This is a genomic window from Peribacillus sp. NPDC060253, from assembly GCF_042727425.1.
GTDB lineage: Bacteria > Bacillota > Bacilli > Bacillales > DSM-1321 > Peribacillus.
Genome location: NZ_JBHXAS010000057.1, coordinates 1 through 20038 on the forward strand (window position 1 = coordinate 1; position 20038 = coordinate 20038).

The 20038-nt window shown below is 39.1% G+C and carries 19 protein-coding genes and 1 pseudogene; 18 read left to right on the forward strand and 2 right to left on the reverse strand.

Annotated elements, in window-relative coordinates:
* The first annotated feature begins 788 nt into the window (after window positions 1-788).
* From ACFWE9_RS15420 to ACFWE9_RS15445, 6 genes and pseudogenes are all read left to right on the forward strand, one after another.
* Window positions 789-1109, forward strand: a complete 321-nt coding sequence (locus ACFWE9_RS15420) for a PadR family transcriptional regulator (protein WP_377357547.1) — start codon at window positions 789-791, stop codon at window positions 1107-1109.
* Between the two features lie 71 nt (window positions 1110-1180).
* Window positions 1181-1534 carry a DUF1048 domain-containing protein gene (locus ACFWE9_RS15425; protein ID WP_230156065.1) on the forward strand — a complete coding sequence of 118 codons (354 nt, stop codon included), beginning with the start codon at window positions 1181-1183 and terminating at the stop codon, window positions 1532-1534.
* 200 nt (window positions 1535-1734) lie between these two features.
* Window positions 1735-2496, forward strand: coding sequence for an ABC transporter ATP-binding protein (locus ACFWE9_RS15430; protein ID WP_230156064.1), 762 nt, complete (start codon window positions 1735-1737; stop codon window positions 2494-2496).
* The gene (locus ACFWE9_RS15435; protein WP_230156063.1) at window positions 2497-3246 is read left to right on the forward strand and encodes an ABC transporter permease; all 750 of its coding nucleotides are present in this window, start codon (window positions 2497-2499) and stop codon (window positions 3244-3246) included.
* 681 nt (window positions 3247-3927) lie between these two features.
* Window positions 3928-4133 (forward strand): annotated as a pseudogene (locus ACFWE9_RS15440) (Tn3 family transposase); the annotation flags it as partial.
* A gap of 169 nt (window positions 4134-4302) precedes the next feature.
* Entirely contained in the window at window positions 4303-4803 is a 501-nt protein-coding gene (locus ACFWE9_RS15445) for a histidine kinase N-terminal 7TM domain-containing protein (protein WP_356713853.1), read from the forward strand.
* A 299-nt stretch (window positions 4804-5102) separates the two neighbouring features.
* On the opposite strand, the gene ACFWE9_RS15450 is transcribed toward ACFWE9_RS15445, so the two are convergent.
* Window positions 5103-5768: a GntR family transcriptional regulator gene (locus tag ACFWE9_RS15450; protein WP_377357550.1), complete on the reverse strand. Its 666-nt coding sequence runs from the start codon at window positions 5766-5768 to the stop codon at window positions 5103-5105.
* 303 nt (window positions 5769-6071) lie between these two features.
* Here ACFWE9_RS15450 and ACFWE9_RS15455 point away from each other — a divergent pair, with 303 nt between their 5' ends.
* The 12 genes from ACFWE9_RS15455 (at window position 6072) to ACFWE9_RS15510 (ending at window position 17852) form a co-directional block, all read left to right on the forward strand.
* Window positions 6072-7310 carry a CaiB/BaiF CoA transferase family protein gene (locus tag ACFWE9_RS15455; protein ID WP_377357552.1) on the forward strand — a complete coding sequence of 413 codons (1239 nt, stop codon included), beginning with the start codon at window positions 6072-6074 and terminating at the stop codon, window positions 7308-7310.
* Window positions 7311-7338: 28 nt separating this feature from the next.
* On the forward strand, window positions 7339-8280 hold the full coding sequence (locus ACFWE9_RS15460) for a hydroxymethylglutaryl-CoA lyase (RefSeq protein ID WP_377357554.1): 942 nt from the start codon (window positions 7339-7341) through the stop codon (window positions 8278-8280).
* A 185-nt stretch (window positions 8281-8465) separates the two neighbouring features.
* Window positions 8466-9770: a CitMHS family transporter gene (locus ACFWE9_RS15465; protein WP_377357556.1), complete on the forward strand. Its 1305-nt coding sequence runs from the start codon at window positions 8466-8468 to the stop codon at window positions 9768-9770.
* Window positions 9771-9808: 38 nt separating this feature from the next.
* On the forward strand, window positions 9809-10969 hold the full coding sequence (locus ACFWE9_RS15470; protein ID WP_377357558.1) for a CaiB/BaiF CoA transferase family protein: 1161 nt from the start codon (window positions 9809-9811) through the stop codon (window positions 10967-10969).
* A 44-nt stretch (window positions 10970-11013) separates the two neighbouring features.
* Window positions 11014-11877, forward strand: coding sequence for an HpcH/HpaI aldolase/citrate lyase family protein (locus ACFWE9_RS15475; protein ID WP_377357560.1), 864 nt, complete (start codon window positions 11014-11016; stop codon window positions 11875-11877).
* A gap of 51 nt (window positions 11878-11928) precedes the next feature.
* Complete coding sequence (locus ACFWE9_RS15480; RefSeq protein WP_230156052.1) at window positions 11929-13314, forward strand: acyclic terpene utilization AtuA family protein; 1386 nt, start codon at window positions 11929-11931, stop codon at window positions 13312-13314.
* Entirely contained in the window at window positions 13286-13618 is a 333-nt protein-coding gene (locus ACFWE9_RS15485; RefSeq protein WP_230156050.1) for an AtuA-related protein, read from the forward strand. The genes ACFWE9_RS15480 and ACFWE9_RS15485 overlap by 29 nt, the downstream gene beginning before the upstream one ends.
* A gap of 556 nt (window positions 13619-14174) precedes the next feature.
* A complete protein-coding gene (locus ACFWE9_RS15490; RefSeq protein ID WP_230156151.1) occupies window positions 14175-14561 on the forward strand; it encodes a VOC family protein in 387 nt (128 codons plus the stop codon).
* 133 nt (window positions 14562-14694) lie between these two features.
* On the forward strand, window positions 14695-15582 hold the full coding sequence (locus tag ACFWE9_RS15495; RefSeq protein ID WP_377357562.1) for a Vgb family protein: 888 nt from the start codon (window positions 14695-14697) through the stop codon (window positions 15580-15582).
* 25 nt (window positions 15583-15607) lie between these two features.
* A complete protein-coding gene (locus tag ACFWE9_RS15500; RefSeq protein WP_377357564.1) occupies window positions 15608-16261 on the forward strand; it encodes a Vat family streptogramin A O-acetyltransferase in 654 nt (217 codons plus the stop codon).
* 152 nt (window positions 16262-16413) lie between these two features.
* Window positions 16414-16959, forward strand: a complete 546-nt coding sequence (locus ACFWE9_RS15505) for a DUF1697 domain-containing protein (RefSeq protein WP_377357566.1) — start codon at window positions 16414-16416, stop codon at window positions 16957-16959.
* Window positions 16960-17504: 545 nt separating this feature from the next.
* Window positions 17505-17852 carry a hypothetical protein gene (locus tag ACFWE9_RS15510; protein WP_377357568.1) on the forward strand — a complete coding sequence of 116 codons (348 nt, stop codon included), beginning with the start codon at window positions 17505-17507 and terminating at the stop codon, window positions 17850-17852.
* A 58-nt stretch (window positions 17853-17910) separates the two neighbouring features.
* On the opposite strand, the gene ACFWE9_RS15515 is transcribed toward ACFWE9_RS15510, so the two are convergent.
* Window positions 17911-19977 carry a Na+/H+ antiporter gene (locus ACFWE9_RS15515; protein ID WP_377357570.1) on the reverse strand — a complete coding sequence of 689 codons (2067 nt, stop codon included), beginning with the start codon at window positions 19975-19977 and terminating at the stop codon, window positions 17911-17913.
* Window positions 19978-20038: the final 61 nt, after the last annotated feature.

The following is a 20038-nucleotide window of genomic DNA, read 5'->3' on the forward strand; positions in this document are numbered from 1 at the left end:
ATTCTGCTTAGTGTAAAAAAATCAAGGTTTATTATTTGTAGAGTGACAATAAAGTTATTTAATTATTGATGCAGATTACTTCACCGCACTTAAAAATATAACAATAAAGTCGTTTAAATCTAAGAGTTATTTCATAATCGCGCCCGAAAGTGGAAAAGTGAAGACTGTGAAGGAGTTACATTAATAATCCTCAGTTATTTTACTAAAACTCCCGTGAACCCAAAAAGAAAAACGTCCACACATCTTTCAGGAACGCATAATAAACATATTATTAAGAACATAGGTCTACGAAGTTCTTCTTTCATTTCGGGAATACTCTTTAACATTTTTTCAGAAGGAATTGGCCACTGGAAGTAGGAGAAAACCTCATCGTTTTCACACCAGAGAAACCGGGAACCTACATGTACAGCTGCTGGATGGGAATGATCCACAGTGTAATCATTGTGTAAGAAGCATAGGAGGAAGTAAAAGCTCCAAAAAGAAAATCGGCAGTATCCAATGGGGATAGCTGACTTTAAAAATATTTAGAAAATCCAGTTGACAGCCCAACTACTAGGTGTTACGATATACCTGTAATAGGTCACACTGGATACCAACACCACTGAATAGTGAAATTGCAAAAATGTTTTTAAGAAAAATAGTTGACACCACAACTACTCGGTGTTACAATTTACACGTAATAAGCAATACTTAATAGCGTGATTTCCCAAAAGCTATTAAGTGAATTTTTTTCCTTAGTACTAAGTTATACTTAATATAAGTCAGACTAAGTAGAGGAGGCTCTGCACATGGAAAATTTAACTGAAATGCTGAAGGGTTCGCTGGAAGGCTGCGTGCTGGAAATCATCAGCCGCCATGAAACCTATGGCTATGAGATTACCCGCCGCCTGAACGAGCTCGGGTTTACTGAAGTCGTGGAAGGGACGGTCTACACCATCCTCGTGCGCTTAGAAAAGAAACAACTGGTGAACATAGAAAAGAAACCATCAGATATGGGACCGCCCCGCAAGTTTTACTCACTTAATGAGGCTGGCCGCCAGGAACTTGAATTGTTTTGGGAAAAATGGGATTTTGTATCATCAAAAATCAACGTCTTAAAGTCAATCTAGCTTCATAAGATATTCCGTACGATATTTTTGGAGTGTCTTGTTCAGCTTTATAAAAGAGGAGGAAAAATAACATGATAGAAATGTTCAAAAAAATGATTGGTGATAAAAAGGAGTACAAAATGATGATGGCACGGGTTGAAGCCTTGCCAGAGGACTACCAGTTTGTATTTAAGAAAATTCAAAACTACATGTGGAATTTCTCAGCGGGCAACGGGATGGATATGCTGCACATGCAGTATGAATTAATCGAGTTGTTCGAAGCCGGTGCGGCTGAAGGAAGACAAGTGCTGGAAATCACTGGGGACGACGTGGCGTCCTTTGCCGACGAACTAGTGGCAAACGCTAAAACCTATGTTGCCAAGTATCGTGAAGATTTGAATCAGAGTATCATGAAGCGATTGGGAAAAAATAAATTCAATGGATAATACCGACTGAATAGCTGGTTACAAATGTGAATTGCCACCATTGCTATTCAGTCATATTTTTAACTCAGTAATAAGTTATACAGATTATCAGTCAGACTAAATAGAAGAGTATAGGTAACCTAGCTCCGCAAGGCGCTCGACCGGATAATTACGGAGCTCGGAAGCGGCCTTGCAGCGCAATTTATAAGGAGGAAAAAAGTATGAGCAATGCAGCGATTACTGTAAAAGGGTTAAAAAAATCCTTTAAAGACAAGGAAGTTTTAAATGGGGTGGATTTTGAGGTGCGGCGTGGCGAAATTTTCGCACTGCTGGGATCAAATGGAGCGGGCAAGACGACGACGATCAACATCCTCTCGACGCTGATGAAAGGCGATGGCGGCGAAGTAGGTATTTGCGGCTTTGACGTACAGCGTCAACCGGATCATGTTCGCCAGAGCATCAGCCTGACAGGGCAGTTCGCGGCTTTAGACGGCATGCTCACCGGGAGGGAAAACCTGATGATGATCGCCAAGTTGCGGGGAGTTTCCAATCCCGCTCAAGTCGCCGACAATCTGCTTGTAAAATTCAGCCTGACCGATGCGGCCAACCGCCGGGCGGATAAATATTCCGGCGGGATGAAGCGCCGGCTTGACATCGCCATGAGCCTGATCGGTACGCCAGCAGTCATTTTTCTCGACGAACCGACGACAGGACTTGACCCAGAAGCGCGAATTGAAGTCTGGGATACCGTCAAGGAGCTTGCCGGCAGCGGCACGACCATCTTGCTGACGACCCAGTACCTGGAGGAAGCCGAACAACTGGCGGACCGTATCGCCATCCTGCATGGCGGAAAAATCATCTCTACCGGTACCCTTACCGAACTCAAGGAGATGTTCCCACCAGCGAAAGTGGAGTACATCGAGAAGCAGCCGACATTGGAGGAAATTTTCCTCGCGATCATCGGCCAAAAGGAGGAGATGTAAATGAAAAGCAAAACAGGGGTATTACTAGGGCGTTTAATGCGCAACATCATGCGCAGCCCGGATACAATTATCACGGTGGCGATTACGCCAATTATGATGCTGCTGCTGTTTGTCTACGTATTTGGCGGCGCCATAGAAACAGGCACGGACAACTACGTCAATTATTTATTGCCGGGAATCTTGCTGATGGCTATCGCATCCGGCGTCGCTTACACTTCCGTGCGGCTGTTTACTGATGTAAAGAGCGGGCTGATGGCGCGTTTCATTACCATGCCCATCAAACGCTCGTCGGTATTGTGGGCTCATGTGTTGACCTCGCTTGTTTCCAATGCGCTTACTATCATGGTGGTTATCCTCGTAGCGCTCTTGATGGGCTTCCGTTCCAACGCTGATATCCTGGATTGGCTCGCGGTAGCTGGGATACTCGGGCTGTTTACACTGGCGCTGACATGGCTGGCGGTCATTCCCGGATTGACAGCGGGGTCTATGGAAGGGGCGACAGCCTACTCGTACCCGCTGATTTTCCTGCCGTTTATCAGTTCGGCCTTTGTCCCCACCGAAACCATGCCGAAAATTGTTCGTGCGTTCGCTGAGAACCAGCCTGTGACTTCAATCGTAAATGCGATTCGTGCCCTCTTATATGAAGGGTCTGTTGGCAACGATATCTGGATCGCGCTTGCCTGGTGCGTCGGCATCATGGTCATCGCTTACTTCTTCGCCAGTAAAGTATTTAAACGCCAGTTAGGGTAAGTACACCAGTATGTGATTAGCCATATCAATAGTCAGCTGCTACGATGAATGCATTTGCTATCACATGGAAGGCTGCTTAGCGAGGTTTGCCATGTATGCTTTAGAAGTATTTACAGCGGGTAGTGCTCTTTTGCAGGAGGAGAAATTAAAAGAATAAAGCCTATAGATATAATTGACAGTAAAAGAGTAGATTCCGAAGCAAAACTTTGGTAATAATTGTCAAAATTAAGGGGCTATGGATTACATTTCAGTTGGAGTGCGATTCATAGTTTTTTTTCGATTGAAGGAAAAAATTTTATTGCAGCACGAAAGGAGAGAATTTTTCTCCCTTAAATCGGATTTTAAGTTGTTGTATTCTATCTTATGCATTAATAGGCTTTCCTTTTGTATATGTGATGCCTGTTTTTCGAACTCGTTGACTGTTCATATTTCCTTCCCTTTCGTATAGGAACGATTTCCTTGAGAATCTTGTTGTGCAATAGATTATATATATGCTCCCGTTCCGATGGCTCTTCCCTCAACCATAATGACAATAAAAATCGTTTTATATACCCCACCGCCATATTTATGTTGATTTTCATTTTGTGCTAATAATTCTCTTGAACAATCTCTTCTTCAGCTTCATTTTGGATAGTTTGCAGAAGGTTAAAAACAGACATCTGACTATAGATGTCTTGACTAAATGCTGTTATTTTTCAGAATGTTGTTTATATAACGCTCATTTTATGGTCTCTCATGAAGGAAGGGAATAAGTTTTCGAGAGAATATCTTGTTATGCTGAGTCCATACCTTACAAGGCACCTTAAACGTTTGGTGATTATGTCATCAATTTACAAAACAGTAGAGGAGAATATACCGGTATAAAAATTAAATGGGTCGTCGTCTGAAAAAAAAGTGAGTCTATGGCCCATTTTTACACGTATCTCGGCTGAACCCCTTTTTATAAATCCTGACATTTCAAATTCAGAATTCCCTGAATAAACTCTAGTCACCTAGTCATAAAGTGCTATATAATATACGAAAAAAGTATTTTTTGTTAAACGGAGTTGATTCGCATTGCCACGGGAATTATTGTTATACATACTCGTTGTTATAATGGCAGGTGCTTTAAGCTTGTTCCTGTGTTTGTTTGCAAAGTTAAAGATCAAGGATGCACCTGGAGCAAAGCCTTATATTCTCGTGACATTATTGTCTTCCATTTTTACTTTTTCCTATGCTTTCGAACTTTCCAGTACATCTTTAGAACAAATCAAATTCTGGTTAAGGGTCGAGTACTTGGCCTTACCATTCATCCCAGTATTCCTATTGTTGATGTGCATTGAATATGTAGGCGGTGTTGGAAGACCGGTTGAAATTCGTACAAGTAGAGGAACCGTACATCGGGGAATCGTACACCGGGTTACGCCGAACCGTGTATATATTCGTCCACTTGACGTTGGCGGAAACCTTGGGGGTTTTGGTTATGGAGGTTTTAATGCAGGATATGGTTGGGGTGCCGCTAATGGATTTGCTTTTGGTGCAATTGCATCTTTAGTCTTTCTCGCATTTCTCTGGTAATCGAATGATAAAAATATTAAAAAACCTGAAAAATTATCAGGTTTTTTATTTTGTTCCCAATGGACCATTACCAAAAAACAGAAATAAATATGAAGAGATGTACGACTAAAAGACATGTAAGTCAGGTCATTTTTCTGGATTTTAATCTTTGCTGCTCTTTCTTTTTGCTGATATTACAATGCATTAAAATGTCTGTAATAGAACCTTTCATACTATCCTCTTAATCGAGGGGGCAGAAATACTAAAGAAAGTACTGCTGTTTTTTCAATTCTATGATAAAAAATTGAAAATCAAATCCATTATTGATCAATAACGGTCTTAAAAGTTGCTTTTATTGTATTGAAGCTTTTTTCGATATGGGAATGCATTTCCTGTTCGGCTTGTACTGGATCTTTATTCTGAATGGCTATAAGGATCCGTTCATGATCATCTACAAAATCGGAAAAGTTTTTAAAATATACTTTTAAAATACTAGTCCTTATATATAGTATTTTCGTCTTGATAACATCGCATAATTGGATTAATTGATGGTTGTGGGAAGCAAGATCAATAATATCGTGAAATTCCTGATTTAGTTGTGTAAGTTTTTTTGTATCATTCATATCCACGGCTATTTTAGAGTCATTTATAACTTCGACCAACTTGCTTAATTCCTCGTCAGTGATATTTTGAGTTGCTAATTTAACAGCTAAAGATTCAAGGCTTATTCGGCATTGATATACATCAATTATGTCCTGTGCGCTAGGGTTATAGACAGAAATGGCCTTACCATTACGAACGAGTAGGTAATCTTTCAATAACATCTGGAAGGCTTCTCTAATTGTACCCCTGCTAACCCCGATTCTTTCAGCAACTCTGGTTTCGACCAAACGCTCTCCAGGCTGATATTCACCGTCTATAATCATACCCTTCAGGATATGATATACCTGATTATGAAGCAGTTCAGTTTTCTGTATTTCTTTCATAATAGTGCCCCCTATGTAACAAATTAATATCTATTTAACAAATGGTCTTCAATTTATTTGGGTTTTTCAGTTCATAGATATATTTCAATAATAAAAGCTTAACTCCTACTTTAATAGCTCAAATTATAACATAAAAAATGTCGACGGTTAACCGTTGACATAGTAACTATTGTCAATTATTATAAGAATTATCAAAAAATTATGAAAGTTTTTGTTTTAATTGAATTGATTTTTATAAAAAGCAAGCGTTTATATGTAACCGTAATCTACCTAGATAGAAATACTAAAAAGAGGTGAATGCTCATGGGTGAAGTTATAAATCAGGGTGCGTTGAAGGGATTAAAGGTTTTGGAATTAGGGAGTTTGATAGCTGGTCCTTTTGCCGGAAGATTAATGGCCGACTTTGGTGCCGAGGTAATAAAAGTAGAACCTCCAGGAAAGGGGGACCCTATCAGAAATTGGAGATTGCTATATGAGGGCACATCCTTATGGTGGTTTGTTCAATCCAGGAACAAAAAAAGTATTTCATTGGACTTACGCAAAAAGGAAGCCCAAGAAATCATTAGGGAATTAACAAAAGAAGTGGATATTATTATTGAAAATTTCAAACCAGGGACTATGGAAAAGTGGGGGCTTGGCTATGAGGATTTAAGAAAAATTAATCCTAAGATCATAATGGTCAGGGTATCAGGATATGGTCAAGATGGACCGTACCGAAATAAGCCAGGGTTTGGAAGTATTGGAGAAGCAATGGGGGGACTCCGTTATTTAACAGGTTATCCTGATAGGCCACCAACAAGGGTTGGGGTTAGTTTGGGAGATTCTGTAACTGCATTATATGCTGTTATGGGGGCACTTATGGCTGTATATCATAGAGACCAACCTGGGGGAGAAGGACAATGTGTTGACGTCGCTCTATATGAATCAATCTTCAGTTTAATGGAAAGTGCAGTTCCAGAGTACGACCATTACGGAGTGGTTCGTGAAAGAACAGGAAGCACCTTACCAGGAATTGCTCCTTCGAATACATATCCTTGCCGGGATGGGAAATACATTGTAATCGGTGCAAATGGAGATGGCATTTTCAAGAGGCTAATGGACGTTATCAAAAGGCCTGATTTAAGGGATGACCTTAAATTCTCAACTAATGACGGTCGTGTACATAATGCCGAGTATCTAGATGAAGTAATTGGTGGTTGGACAATTCAACATAATTTAGCTGATGCCTTGGTATTACTTGATGATTCAGACATACCCGCAGGATCAATTTATAATGTTGAGGACATGATGCAGGATCCACATTTCCTTGCAAGGGAAATGATCTATAAAATGGATGTTGAAGGCATTGGAAAACTTAAAGTTCCAGGCATTGTACCCAAGTTGAGCAAAACCCCCGGAAGTATTAATTGGGCTGGTCCAAAACTAGGTGAGCACACAGAACAGGTTTTAAAGGGGGATTTGGAAATCGCGGAGGATAAATATGATGAGTGGCTCGCTTCCGGGGTTATTTCAGATCATGAAACTATTAAGCTGAAAAAATAGCAGCACAAAATGAGGAGATGAAATAAAAATGAACTTACCAAAACGTGTTGAAATTATAGAATCTGGACCAAGGGACGGAATTCAGAATGAAAAAATCTTTATTCCAACTGATTCGAAATTGCAATTGATACATGCGCTGAGTGAGACGGGAATTAAAAGAATGGAGGCTACTTCATTCGTTTCACCCAAACATGTACCACAAATGGCAGATGGAGCCGAGGTTTTTAGAAAGATCAACAAACGAGAAGATGTGCAATACATGACATTGATTCCGAATAAGCGGGGATTTGATTTGGCTAGAGATGTAGGGGCAACCAGCCTGGCCTTGTTTGTTGCAGCAAGTGAGACGTTCAATAAAAAAAATGTAAGGATGTCCATTGAAGAATCCTTATTCCAGTTATCCTCTGTCGTAGAGGAGGCTAAGAATGAAAATATGTTCATACGGTTCCATATCTCAACAGCTTTTTATTGCCCATATGAAGGTCTGGTTCAGGAAGAGACAACCCTTGGTCTAGTTCAGGCATTGGAAAAATTAAATGTGGACGAAATTGTGCTTTGCGATACAATTGGTCGGGCTAATCCTAAGCACGTATATCATTTGTTCGGTAAAACATTAGATCTCTCACCCACTGCAAAAATCACAGCCCATTTCCATGATACTTATGGTTTATCAAAAGCCAACTCATTAGCAGCATTGCAAGCAGGTATCACATCTTTTGATACTTCCATAGGAGGATTAGGTGGTTGTCCCTTTGCGCCGGGAGCGGCAGGAAACGATGCAACTGAAGACTTTGTATTCATGCTTCATGAAATGGGAATAGAGACTGGCATTGATTTTGATAAACTTATGCATTGTGTAACTCTGATAAAAAAAATGACGAATCGTACATTGACTGGTCACCTCCACAAAATAGCAAATCCATACTCCCCAGATAATAACACCGATGATATTGTAAAACAGAACTCTTAACCGTTTTTTCAGACAAATATATATTACTCTCTCCATATAAAGAGCAACTTGTGATTTCTCTTCATGATAAGAAATGTAACCGTTTTCCCGGAGTGTTTGAAAGGTTTTTAGAAATTTCCCTCAAATCCTTTCGTTTGAAATAGATATGAAGGCTACAAATAAATCATTTACAAGGGGATATGTGAATGGCTATTTTAGGATTTCTGATGATTGGTACATTTCTTTATTTAGTAATGTCAAAACGAGTTTCTGTTTTAATCGCATTTGCACTTGTGCCGATTATATTTGCACTTATCGGCGGTTTTGGTTTGGAAATAGGGAAAATGATGTTGGATGGAATTGCAAAAGTTACACCGACAGGTATTATGATTGGTTTCTCCATTTTGTATTTTGGTTTGATGATTGATAGGGGCTTATTTGACCCAATGATATCCCGGCTCATTCGTTTTGCAAAAGGAGATCCTCTAAAAATAGTTATGGCCACGGCTTTCATAACTTTAGTAGTTGCTTTGGATGGGGACGGATCTGCAACTTTCATGATAACAGTCACGGCTTTGTTGCCAATTTATAAGAGGTTGGGCATGAGCTCACTTACCTTAGCAGGGGTAGTAGCGTTGGGTGCGGGTGTCATGAATATTATTCCATGGGGAGGGCCGCTAGCTAGGGCAATGGTTTCCCTTGGGGCGGAATCCTCTGAATTGTTTAATCCCATTATTCCAGCCATGTTAGCTGGGGCTGTATGGGTAGTATTTGTATCGTATATATTTGGTAAGAAAGAACGTAAAAGAATAGGCATTATTACTATTTCGAACAAAGGTGATTCAATGGAATCGGGAGAAATCGCGGCAACATTAGAAATATCATCGAGTCTACCGAAACTCTATTGGTTCAATTTAATCTTAACCATTTCTTTGATTGTTGCTTTAATAATGGAAATAATTCCAGTTCCCGTCTTATTCATTGTTGCGTTCGCCATTGCTTTGTTAGTGAATTTTCCCGACGTGAAAAAACAGCAAGAACAAATTGCTTCTCATGCCCAAAGCATGGTTATGGTCTGTACTACCATATTTGCGGCTGGTATTTTCACAGGGATTCTTTCTGGAACTAAGATGATTGACGCTATGGCTGTTTCTATGGTTTCAGCCATACCGGATTGGCTGGGAGGACATTTGCCAATCCTGGTAGCCGTGGTCAGTATGCCTTTAAGTTTGATATTTTCTCCTGATGCCTTTTATTATGGGCTACTTCCGGTCCTAAGTAAGGCAGGGGCAGCCTTTGGAGTGGACCCAATAGAAATTGGCAGGGCTGCTTTATTAGGGAACGGGACAACGGGTTTTCCCTTGAGTCCATTGAATCCGTCTGTTTTTGTCCTCATTGGATTATGTAAGGTCGATTTAGGAGATCTGCAGAAAAAGATTTTTTTCTGGGCTTTTGGAAGTACTATCGTGATGACAATCGTGGCATTGCTAACAGGGGCAATACCTCTTTAAATAAGACAGGTTGAAAAATTCAATTAGGGAGTGGTTCAATGTTACCTCTTGAGGGAATTACAGTTGTGTCATTAGAACAGGCGGTGGCAGCTCCCTTTGCCTCTCGCCAATTGGCAGACTTGGGAGCGCGTGTGATAAAGGTAGAAAGGCCTGGATCTGGAGACTTTGCACGAAACTATGATGCAACCGTTCACGGAATGTCGAGTCACTTTGTCTGGCTCAATCGATCGAAAGAATCCTTGGCGCTTGATCTAAAACAGGATGGAGCAAAGATGGTTTTGGATAAACTGCTTTCGGAGGCGGACGTATTTATTCAAAACCTGGCACCCGGTGCTGTTGATCGACTTGGTTTTAGTTCCTCTGTCCTCAAAAAAAAATATCCTCATCTTGTGATTTGCGGAATTTCTGGTTATGGTACGTTTGGTCCTTATATGGATAAAAAGGCATACGATTTACTCATTCAATGTGAGACAGGAGTCGTTTCCATTACTGGAACAGAAGACACTCCATCGAAAACAGGCATATCGATTGCAGATATTGCAGCAGGTATGTATGCGTACTCTGGTATATTAACTGCACTTATTTCCCGTTTTAGGACAGGTAAGGGCAAGGTGATGGAGGTTTCCATGCTTGAGGCGTTGGGAGAATGGATGGGATATCCACTTTACTATTCTGGGTATGGTGGGACGGATCCGAAGCGAACTGGGGCAAATCACGCCACGATTTATCCTTATGGCCCGTTCCTTGCAGGGGATGGAAAATTAGTATTCTTTGGCATTCAAAATGAGCGGGAGTGGAAAAGCTTTTGTACACAAGTGTTAGAAAAATCGGAATTAACTACTGATAGAAGGTTTCATAGTAATGCATCACGAGTTTCTAATAGCAGTATTGTCAAGGAAATGATTGACGCTGTTTTTCAAAAAATGAACTCGAGTGAGATAATCGAAAAACTTGAAAAAGCAAAAATTGCGAATGCCCATTTAAATACGGTAGAGGAATTCATCAACCATCCACAATTAAAGATCCGGAAACGTTGGCGAGAAGTCGATTCTCCTGCTGGAAAATTAAATGCACTCATCCCTCCTGTTACTTTCGAAGATGTGGAGCCGGTCATGAATCCTATACCAGATATTGGCGAGCATACAGAGTCTATACTAAAGGAGTTTGGATTCGAAAACCAAATCATCGGAAAAATATAAGGCATTCAATGCCTAATTATGGGGAAATGCAAAGGGGTGAGGTTATGATTCCTCGGACATGGATGTTCATTCCTGGATCTGATGAAAAGAAATTAAAGAAAGTGCAGCAATTATGTGCAGATGTATTCATTTATGATTTAGAAGATGCTGTTTCTCCAGAAGGAAAAAAAGATGCAAGAGCGTTAGTAAGGAAAGTTATCAAAGCGAATCAGGGAAAGGAAAATTTCATCAGAATAAATGGATTCCACACGCCATATTTTTACGATGATCTACTTGATCTAATCGATTCCGGCCTGACTGGAATTGTTTTACCGAAAACTGAGACAAAAGAAGAAATTATGTCTTTAGATCATTTATTAGTTGAAAGGGAATCTAAAAGGAATTTAAATAAAGGCCAAATAAAAATTGTACCTTTAATAGAGTCTGCTTTAGGATTATATAATTCTTTTGAAATCGCATCTGCTAGTCAGAGAGTTCAGCAGCTTGCATTCGGATCCATGGACTATGCATTCGATATAAAAGCAATATTAACGAAGAATGCCCGTGAATTGCTCTATGCAAGATCCCAATTGGTTGTTACTTCCAGGGCTGCGGGAGTTGGACCTCCTATTGACACGGTCTATGTTGACATTAAAGATCATAAAGGCTTTCTAGCCGAAACCCAGCTTATTAAGGAGCTTGGATTTCAAGGGAAATTAATCATTCATCCTGATCAGGTCGATCTTGTAAACCAGGTATTTGCTCCAAGCCCTGAAGAAATCGAGGAAGCAGAAAGAATTGTAAGAGCGTTCGAACAGGCATTAGTCAAAGGGGAAGGCGTTTTGCAGCTTGACGGGAAAATGATTGACCTTCCTATTGTAGAACGTGCTAAACGTACCCTTCAATCCGTTAATTTATATCAATCGTGACGATCAAGTATCGCTCCAGTTCCTACTGGAGCTTGAAGGGAGGACTTTATTATGAAAAAGATTAGAATTGGTTCGGGTGCAGGATACGCAGGCGATCGAATTGAGCCGGCGATGGAATTAATTCAAAAAGGAGATTTGGATTATATCATCTTTGAATGCTTAGCAGAAAGAACAATTGCCCTTGCCCAGCAGGAGAAAATGAAAAATCCAGATAAGGGGTACAATCATTTATTGAAGTATCGTATGGATAAGGTTTTATCTCTGTGTGTCGAGAATAATGTCACATTAATCACCAATATGGGAGCAGCAAACCCTCTCGCAGCCGCTAAGGTTATTAAGCATTTAGCAGAGGAAAAAGGCATCAGTAATTTAAAAATAGCAGCTGTAAGTGGAGATGATGTATATCTGAACATTGGGAATTACATGGATTGCACAATTATTGAAACCGGAGCCTCATTGAAAGAGTTGAAGTCGTCCATAATTTCTGCAAATGCCTATATCGGAATTTCTGGAATTGTTACCGCTTTGCGGGAAGGGGCTGACATTGTAATTACGGGCCGGGTATCAGACCCTTCATTAGTAGTTGCACCACTTAAGCATGAATTTAATTGGCAGGATACAGACTATGAGCTTCTTGGTAAGGGGACAGCCGCTGGACATTTACTCGAGTGTGCGGCGCAAGTGACCGGTGGTTATTTCGCAGATCCGGGGTATAAGGATGTTCCTGACTTATGGAATGTCGGTTATCCGATCGCCGAAGTACAGGAAAATGGGGACTTCTTTTTAACCAAGCTTGAGGATTCGGGAGGCATGATTACGACTGCTACCGTAAAGGAACAGGTTGTATATGAAATTCACGACCCAGCCCGATATCTTACTCCCGATGTTATCGCTGATTTTTCTCAAATAGAAGTGATAGAAAAAGAAACAAACCAAGTGCATATTAATGGTGTGTCTGGAAAAGAGAAGAGCGGTTACTATAAAACGAGCATCGGCTATTTGGACGGATACATAGTTGAAGCAGAAATTAGTTACGGAGGTTCGGGTTGTTTGGGAAGGTCAAGACTGGCGGAAGAAGTAGTGAGACATCGGTTGATTCAGGCTAATATTGAGATTCAAGAAATGAGAATCGATCATATTGGTTCTAATTCTCTATATGGTTCTTCTATTTCAGCACCGTTGTATGACAGAGAAAGACTATCGGAGGTACGATTAAGGGTGGCAGCCAGGACTGCTGATAAAGGAGCCGCTTATGTGATCGGCCAAGAGGTGGAAGCTCTATATACTAATGGACCTGCTGGAGGCGGTGGTGTTCGGGTTAGTGTCCAAGAGGTTGTATCAGTTGCCTCAATTCTTATTCCTAGCGAAGATATTACAATCAACGTAACGTACGAGGAGGTCGACAAGATTGAAACTCAAGCAAGTCACTCACTCTAGATCAGGGGATAAAGGAAATATTTCAAATGTTTCCGTCATCGTCTATCGTATGGAAGATTTTGAAAAAGTAAAAAAACAGGTAACCGCAGAAAAGGTTAAGGATTACTTTCATGAAATAGTGAAGGGTGATGTGGTTAGGTATGAACTGCCAAAAATCGGAGCGTTGAATTTTGTCATGCAAAACGCACTAGGCGGAGGCGTCACAAAATCACTTACTTTGGATCGGCATGGAAAAAGCTTGAGCTCGGCTCTAATGGATATGGAAATCGATATGGAGGTCGATGTAAATAACTCAAATTATTAATATTGATACGAAGGCGAGCCATTTTGGGGGCTCGTTTTTTGTTTTCCGAAATTCTTGGGACGATAAAAGCTATCTAATATTTAAGCTTTCAATTTGTTATAAATCATTTGGCTTATACATTCCGGTCGCTACGTTAAAGTTATTCTATAGCTGCTTGGTTAATATAAGTTAAAGAGCAAAGAGAGCTGTAGAATCCCCCTTTTTTAATATCCTAACTATACCAAAAAGGGGTTTGTAATAGATATATTGGCATTTAGATTTTGGTTATGTATTTCAAGTAGTTTTTGAGGTTTTAGAGAAGTTCTCTGTTTTTAACCAAAAACGGTCGTTTATGGCATTTATCCATAACTAATGAATTAAATGACTTTTTTAATTTTGTTCAACAATCGGGCCATTTTCTTGAATTAGAGGAGGGATTATTCGTACGTAAATCGAAGTTAAATCAGGTGATGTTATTTAGTTTATGGTAACTAGAAATGTAGATGGTCTACAGGTTTAGTTTACATACAGGTTTTTTTGTATATGAAGAGAATTATATTATTAGGAGGAGATTGAACTGAAGTTATTACAAATCAGACTGTTGGTTAATGATTTTAAAAAAAGCTCCAATTTTTACAAAGATTTATTAGGACTTTCAATAAGTTGGTACGAGGAAGAAATGGAATATGCACTTTTCAATAATGGAGAAACGAAAATCGAGATTTTATCCCGAAAAGCCATGGCAGAAGTGGTCGGAGAGGAAAATAAATTTTTAGAAGGGGAATCTCAATCAAAATTTTTACTTCAATTTGAAGTAGGAGATGTTGATAAGACCTATTACCGTTTAAAAGAAAATGGGATTGAATTTATTACTAAACCACACGATCGTAAAGAATGGAGATCACGTATTGCACATTTTCGAGACCCAGATAGGAACCTTATTGAAATATATAAAATGCTGTAATTGATTAGGAATTTTTCAACACAAATAACTCCGCTTCAATTTATTCGACCGTGTTATTTGTGTTAACTGAAAATGCACCGTATAAAAAACGAATTACTAGAATAATATTAAAAAAGAAAAAGGAGGAATTAACGTGAGAATAAAAATTGAAGAATTTGAACTTCCTTATATAGATTCAGGTCCTTATGGAATTACTAGGGGAAAGGATGGTGCCCTATGGTTTACACAACATAAAGCGAATCAAATAGGTCGAATGACTGTTGATGGTAAAGTGACTCATATTGATCTTCCTACTGTCAATGCAGGTGTGCTATCTATCACTTCTACAGATCAGGGTGATATATGGTTTACTGAAAATAGGACAAATAAAATTGGTAAACTAACAGTAACAGGTGAAATTACTGAATATACGCTACCGAACAGTGATTCGGGACCTTTTGGAATCACGCAAGGACATAATGGAGACATTTGGTTTACAGAAATGAACGGAAATAGAATTGGGAGAATTTTATCATCAGGTGAAATTATTGAGTATAGTTTGCCTATTCCTGATTCTTATCCCTCTTTTATTGTGGCTGGATCTGATCATGCTCTATGGTTTACTCAGAATCAGAGTAATCAAATAGGTCGGATTACGATAGGCGGGGAAGTAACTGCATATAAGTTACCCACAAAACAGGCTGGTCCTGTGGGTATTACAAATGGACCGGATGGTGCCCTTTGGTTTGTAGAAATTAACGGAAATAAAATTGGCAGAATTACTACTTCTGGAATAATAAGTGAGTTTACCATTCCTACTCCGAATGCTCGTCCACACGCAATTGTAACCGGCCCTGATCGTGCTTTATGGTTCACTGAATGGGGAAGTAATCAAATAGGTCGAATTACAATAAACGGTGAAATTACGGAATATCCTATTCCTACGAAAAATGCGGAGCCACATGGTATAGTAGTAGGACCTGACAAGGCCTTGTGGTTCGCTGAGGAATGCAATAAGTTAGGCAGGTTAAGCTTTGAATAAAAACCATGAAAGGTAGTGACTACCTATGGAATCAAATAAGCAGCATGGACCGAATCCTACAGATAAATATCCGATTAAAGGAAATAATATTTTACAATTTATTAAAAATACAATTACTAGACCAAATATTATTGCAGGTGAATATTCTTATTACGATGCAAAAAATGGAGAATCTTTTGAAGATCAAGTGTTGTATCATTACGATTTTTTTGGTGATCGACTTGTTATAGGGAAATTTTGTGCCATAGCACCAGGTGTAACGTTTATTATGAATGGAGCTAATCATAGGATGGATGGCTTCTCCACTTATCCGTTCAATATTTTTGGACAAGGTTGGGAGAAATACACACCAACGCTAGATCAATTGCCGTTTAAAGGGGACACGATAATTGGAAATGACGTCTGGATTGGGATGGATACGGTCATTATGCCTGGAATCAACATAGGTGATGGTGCTATTATAGCAGCCAAATCAGTTATTACTAAAGATGTAGAACCATATACAATTGTTGGAGGAAACCCTGCAAAGAAAATTAAAACCCGTTTCTCAGAAGAAATCATTAGCAAATTGCTAGAAATAAAATGGTGGGATTTAGATATTGAAGTTATTTCTGATCATATTGGTTTGATAGTAAATGGAGATATAGATAATCTAGAAAACCTGAAAAATAAAATATGACAAATTAAAACTGTCTATAGCACTCGTTATGGTAACAAAAAAGGTTAGGTGCTTTTTTAGATATCCAACCTTTTTTGCCGAGATAAGACACTATATGAAAGTTCTGCAGTAAACACCATTTGAATTAAATTAATCGATCTAGGAGGATTGTCATGGTCTATGTCGCACTGCTTAGGGGAATCAATGTTGGTGGGAAAAATAAAATTGACATGAAGTTGCTTAAAAAAACTTTTGAACGAGTAGGTATGAGCTCTGTAGTTACATATATCAATTCAGGTAATATTATTTTCACAGTGAATGGCCAATCAAAAACAACAATATCCCATATTTTAGAAGAGGCTATACATACAAACTTCGGATTACAAATCAAAGTTTTAGTCCGTAGTTTGCATGATTTAAAAAAAGTCATACACTCCCTTCCAGAGTCATGGACGAACGACCAACAGATGAGAAGCGATGTACTGTTTTTATGGGACGAAATTAATGATGAGTCAGTGCTTAATAAGCTGGTCATCAAACCAGAAATTGATACGGTAAAATACGTTCCTGGAGCCATTCTATGGTCGGTTGAAAAAAAGAATATTAGCAAATCCGGTATGACTAAACTCATTGGTTCAAAGTCATATCAACAAATAACAATCAGGAATGTAAATACAACTCGCAAAATATACGAACTTATGAAAGCAACAGAGGCGTGAATTACATGATACTAGCAAGAACAATTTTCTGGTAATCGGAAAATATCTGACAGATTAGAGCCAGAACCCTGTCAATGGGCCTACTAGGCGAATCCGAATAGTTCTATAAATGATTGGATGTACATAATTAAGAAACCCAGCTAATCTTCTCATGTGAAGGTAGCTGGGTTTTATAGTTGGATGTGCAAAATAACACTTAAAATATACACAAATTATCGATCAAAGTGACAGACTAATAGCATGATAAGAGATTGTTACAAAAAATATGGTTTTTGGTAATGTAGTTGAGTAAAAAAGTTAATTGTTTCTGGTATTAACCTAATTATCATAGGCTTCATACCTGACGAATTAAATTTAGGCGGGGATATTATTTCTTCAAATATGTTTCTAATAATTTTAGGGTTAGGCATACTTAATTGGGTTATTTATATTAAAAAGAAAGACAAATTAGTGCTTAATCAATATTCCAGAAAAGGGCGCTTTAATGAAATAACTAAAGCCTAATTTCTAGGTGTTAAAAGCGAGAAATTAGGCGTTTTTTATATTTGGATTTCCTTACCGTTGTAAACCCGTATTTTCCTGATGTTACTCTCTTAGCGTATGTTTTCCGCGTTTTGTTGGTAGGACCCCTATATGATAAGGAGAGCAGGTTTATCATTGCTGGTTTCGATCAAGACGGTACAGAAAATACCCAGTATTACGGGGTTCCATTTAATGGCGGGACAATGAAGGAAATTGTCCATCATGAGAATACCCGAAATCCCGCATCAATCATTCAAGGCATTTACAATAGTAAAAACCCTGCTATTCACGGTCAAAGTGACGTAGCCGGGTTTTTACCTTTTGATCCAGCTTGTTGGCAACGTTATGGGGATTTGATCCCGTTCAAATAGGTAAAACAGAAAAATATTCAATTTTCGACTTGTCTAGATATTGAATCTGGATAGGATATTAATTTTGTATCATGAGCATTTCATCATAGATTAAGTTTTGTCTAAGTTCAGTTGCTGTTTTTGTGGATATTCGATCCTCTTCAACCATTTGCTGAATGATATCCCGTTCGATTTGCATCGCATTCAATTGAAAATGACTCACCATTTCGTGTAAGCGATTTGCTTCTTTTTCACTTAAAGTTCCGAATGGATTCAGGTAACGATTATATCTTTGGATGACAAGCATGACTTCATGGCGGTTTTCTGGTGTAGTTTGTTGTTTGATTAACGAAATGGCTTCCTTTGAAGCTTCTTTTTGAGCTTTACGGAACTCCCGGATCAGTTCCGAGTTTTTATCCAAGGAGTCCTCCAATTTTGCTTCCCATTTTTTATCCCATTTGACATTGAGCTTTTTCTTGAAAAGAAATGCCTGCAAAAAAATCCAAGCTCTTTGTAGATATGATTTTTGCATGTAATTTAATTTTCTGGAAATATACACTTTATATAGCTCAAAGGCTGTTTCCGATACAGTTCCTTTTTCGACTAATCCAGAAACGACTTCCAATTCCGCAATGGCCCCTTGCTCCACTAAGTTCTGTATTGTCCGATTGTCCGGTCTATTCGTAATGCCTCGTTCCAAATCTATCAGTTGTTCATTTAAATCATCCATTACTTGATAAACCGCTTTTTGATTGTCCATGTTTGTTTCTTTGCTCAGCTGATTGATCGTTTTTGTTAATACAATTTTATAAGCTTCCTCAGAGGTTAGGCGTTCATCTGCATATTCAGTCGGTGTCTTTACAAGTATCGGCAAGAGAACCGTTGCCAAGAAGACACTTAACAAAATAACGCAAGCTGCGATAAACAAGACAGTATTACGCATAGGGAATAAGGTGTCATCCGGCATAAAGTATGGCAAGGATAAAGCGGTAGCTAATGTAATGGTTCCGTGAATGCCGCAAACGGATGTCAATAATGCATATCGTGATCTTGTAACATTCTTATCATCGGTGACTTTGATCTCTTCGCGATGAATTCGGGACATAATGAATTGCTCTAATGGATTCACTCTGTTTTTTGTGAAAGTATCATGCAGGATGTATACCCAAATGAAGCGGATCACCAATAATAAAAGAACGATCAATACACTTATTCCAAAGAGAGCACCCCTATTTAAGTTGGACTCGATTTCCTGATAAACGCTCGGCAACATAAATCCTAATAAAGTAAATGCAAGCCCATTCAGTAAATAACCTAATACTGACCATGTGTTGGTCGATACAATTTGCAATTTAGTTGTTGAACTCTGAAGGCGGTCCCGCTCAATGCCATGAATGACACCTGCTGAAACCACTGCGAGGATTCCGGAAACATGGAATTCTTCAGCTGCCATATAGATGACAAAAGGTGTAATCAGCTCAATTACGATAGACATGGAAATTTCTTCAAGTCCATGAACCCGTAAAAACAATCGCAATTTAACGATTAAATAGCCCAAAAGGAGGCCGATTATGATTCCCCCTAAGGCCACAAATATAAAATTAAGCGAAGCGTCTTTTATAGAAAAAACACCTGTTAAAGCAGCGGCCAAGGCAACTTTAAAAGCAACGATTCCGGCGGCATCATTGAAAAGTGATTCTCCTTCAAGGATCGGCATCATATTTCCCGGCAACTTCAATCCTTTTGTAATCGAGTGAACTGCTACCGCGTCCGTAGGGGTAATTGTAGCTGCCAAAGCAAAAGCAACAGCCATTGGCATATCCGGTATTAACCAGTGTATGAAATACCCTCCTGCAAACACAGTCACAAAAACCAACCCAAATGCCAATAACAGAATAGGCTTGCGCAATTCAAGCATTTCTTTTCGTGAGGTATTTTTCCCTTCTGTAAAGAGTAGTGGAGCTATGACACAAATCATAAATAATTCCGAATGAAAATCCAATGATAAGCGAAGTGGCAATAATGAAAGGGCTGCTCCGATGGCTATCTGGTAAATCGGTAGTGGAATACGAGACCATTTGGCATTTAATACTGTAGCGAGTATTATGGAAATTAATAATCCGAGCAAAGTGATTAAAAATGACATAGAGTCCCCCTATCTTCATTAATAGTCTGTGGGCCCAACCAAATATTCCTTTATTAAAAGG

Coding starts and splice junctions, on each gene's coding strand:
- ACFWE9_RS15420 (WP_377357547.1), top strand. CDS start 789: ATGGAAAATTTAACTGAAATGCTGAAGGGTTCGCTGGAAGGCTGCGTG.
- ACFWE9_RS15425 (WP_230156065.1), top strand. CDS start 1,181: ATGATAGAAATGTTCAAAAAAATGATTGGTGATAAAAAGGAGTACAAA.
- ACFWE9_RS15430 (WP_230156064.1), top strand. CDS start 1,735: ATGAGCAATGCAGCGATTACTGTAAAAGGGTTAAAAAAATCCTTTAAA.
- ACFWE9_RS15435 (WP_230156063.1), top strand. CDS start 2,497: ATGAAAAGCAAAACAGGGGTATTACTAGGGCGTTTAATGCGCAACATC.
- ACFWE9_RS15450 (WP_377357550.1), bottom strand. CDS start 5,768: ATGAAAGAAATACAGAAAACTGAACTGCTTCATAATCAGGTATATCAT.
- ACFWE9_RS15455 (WP_377357552.1), top strand. CDS start 6,072: ATGGGTGAAGTTATAAATCAGGGTGCGTTGAAGGGATTAAAGGTTTTG.
- ACFWE9_RS15460 (WP_377357554.1), top strand. CDS start 7,339: ATGAACTTACCAAAACGTGTTGAAATTATAGAATCTGGACCAAGGGAC.
- ACFWE9_RS15465 (WP_377357556.1), top strand. CDS start 8,466: ATGGCTATTTTAGGATTTCTGATGATTGGTACATTTCTTTATTTAGTA.
- ACFWE9_RS15470 (WP_377357558.1), top strand. CDS start 9,809: ATGTTACCTCTTGAGGGAATTACAGTTGTGTCATTAGAACAGGCGGTG.
- ACFWE9_RS15475 (WP_377357560.1), top strand. CDS start 11,014: ATGATTCCTCGGACATGGATGTTCATTCCTGGATCTGATGAAAAGAAA.
- ACFWE9_RS15480 (WP_230156052.1), top strand. CDS start 11,929: ATGAAAAAGATTAGAATTGGTTCGGGTGCAGGATACGCAGGCGATCGA.
- ACFWE9_RS15500 (WP_377357564.1), top strand. CDS start 15,608: ATGGAATCAAATAAGCAGCATGGACCGAATCCTACAGATAAATATCCG.
- ACFWE9_RS15505 (WP_377357566.1), top strand. CDS start 16,414: ATGGTCTATGTCGCACTGCTTAGGGGAATCAATGTTGGTGGGAAAAAT.
- ACFWE9_RS15515 (WP_377357570.1), bottom strand. CDS start 19,977: ATGTCATTTTTAATCACTTTGCTCGGATTATTAATTTCCATAATACTC.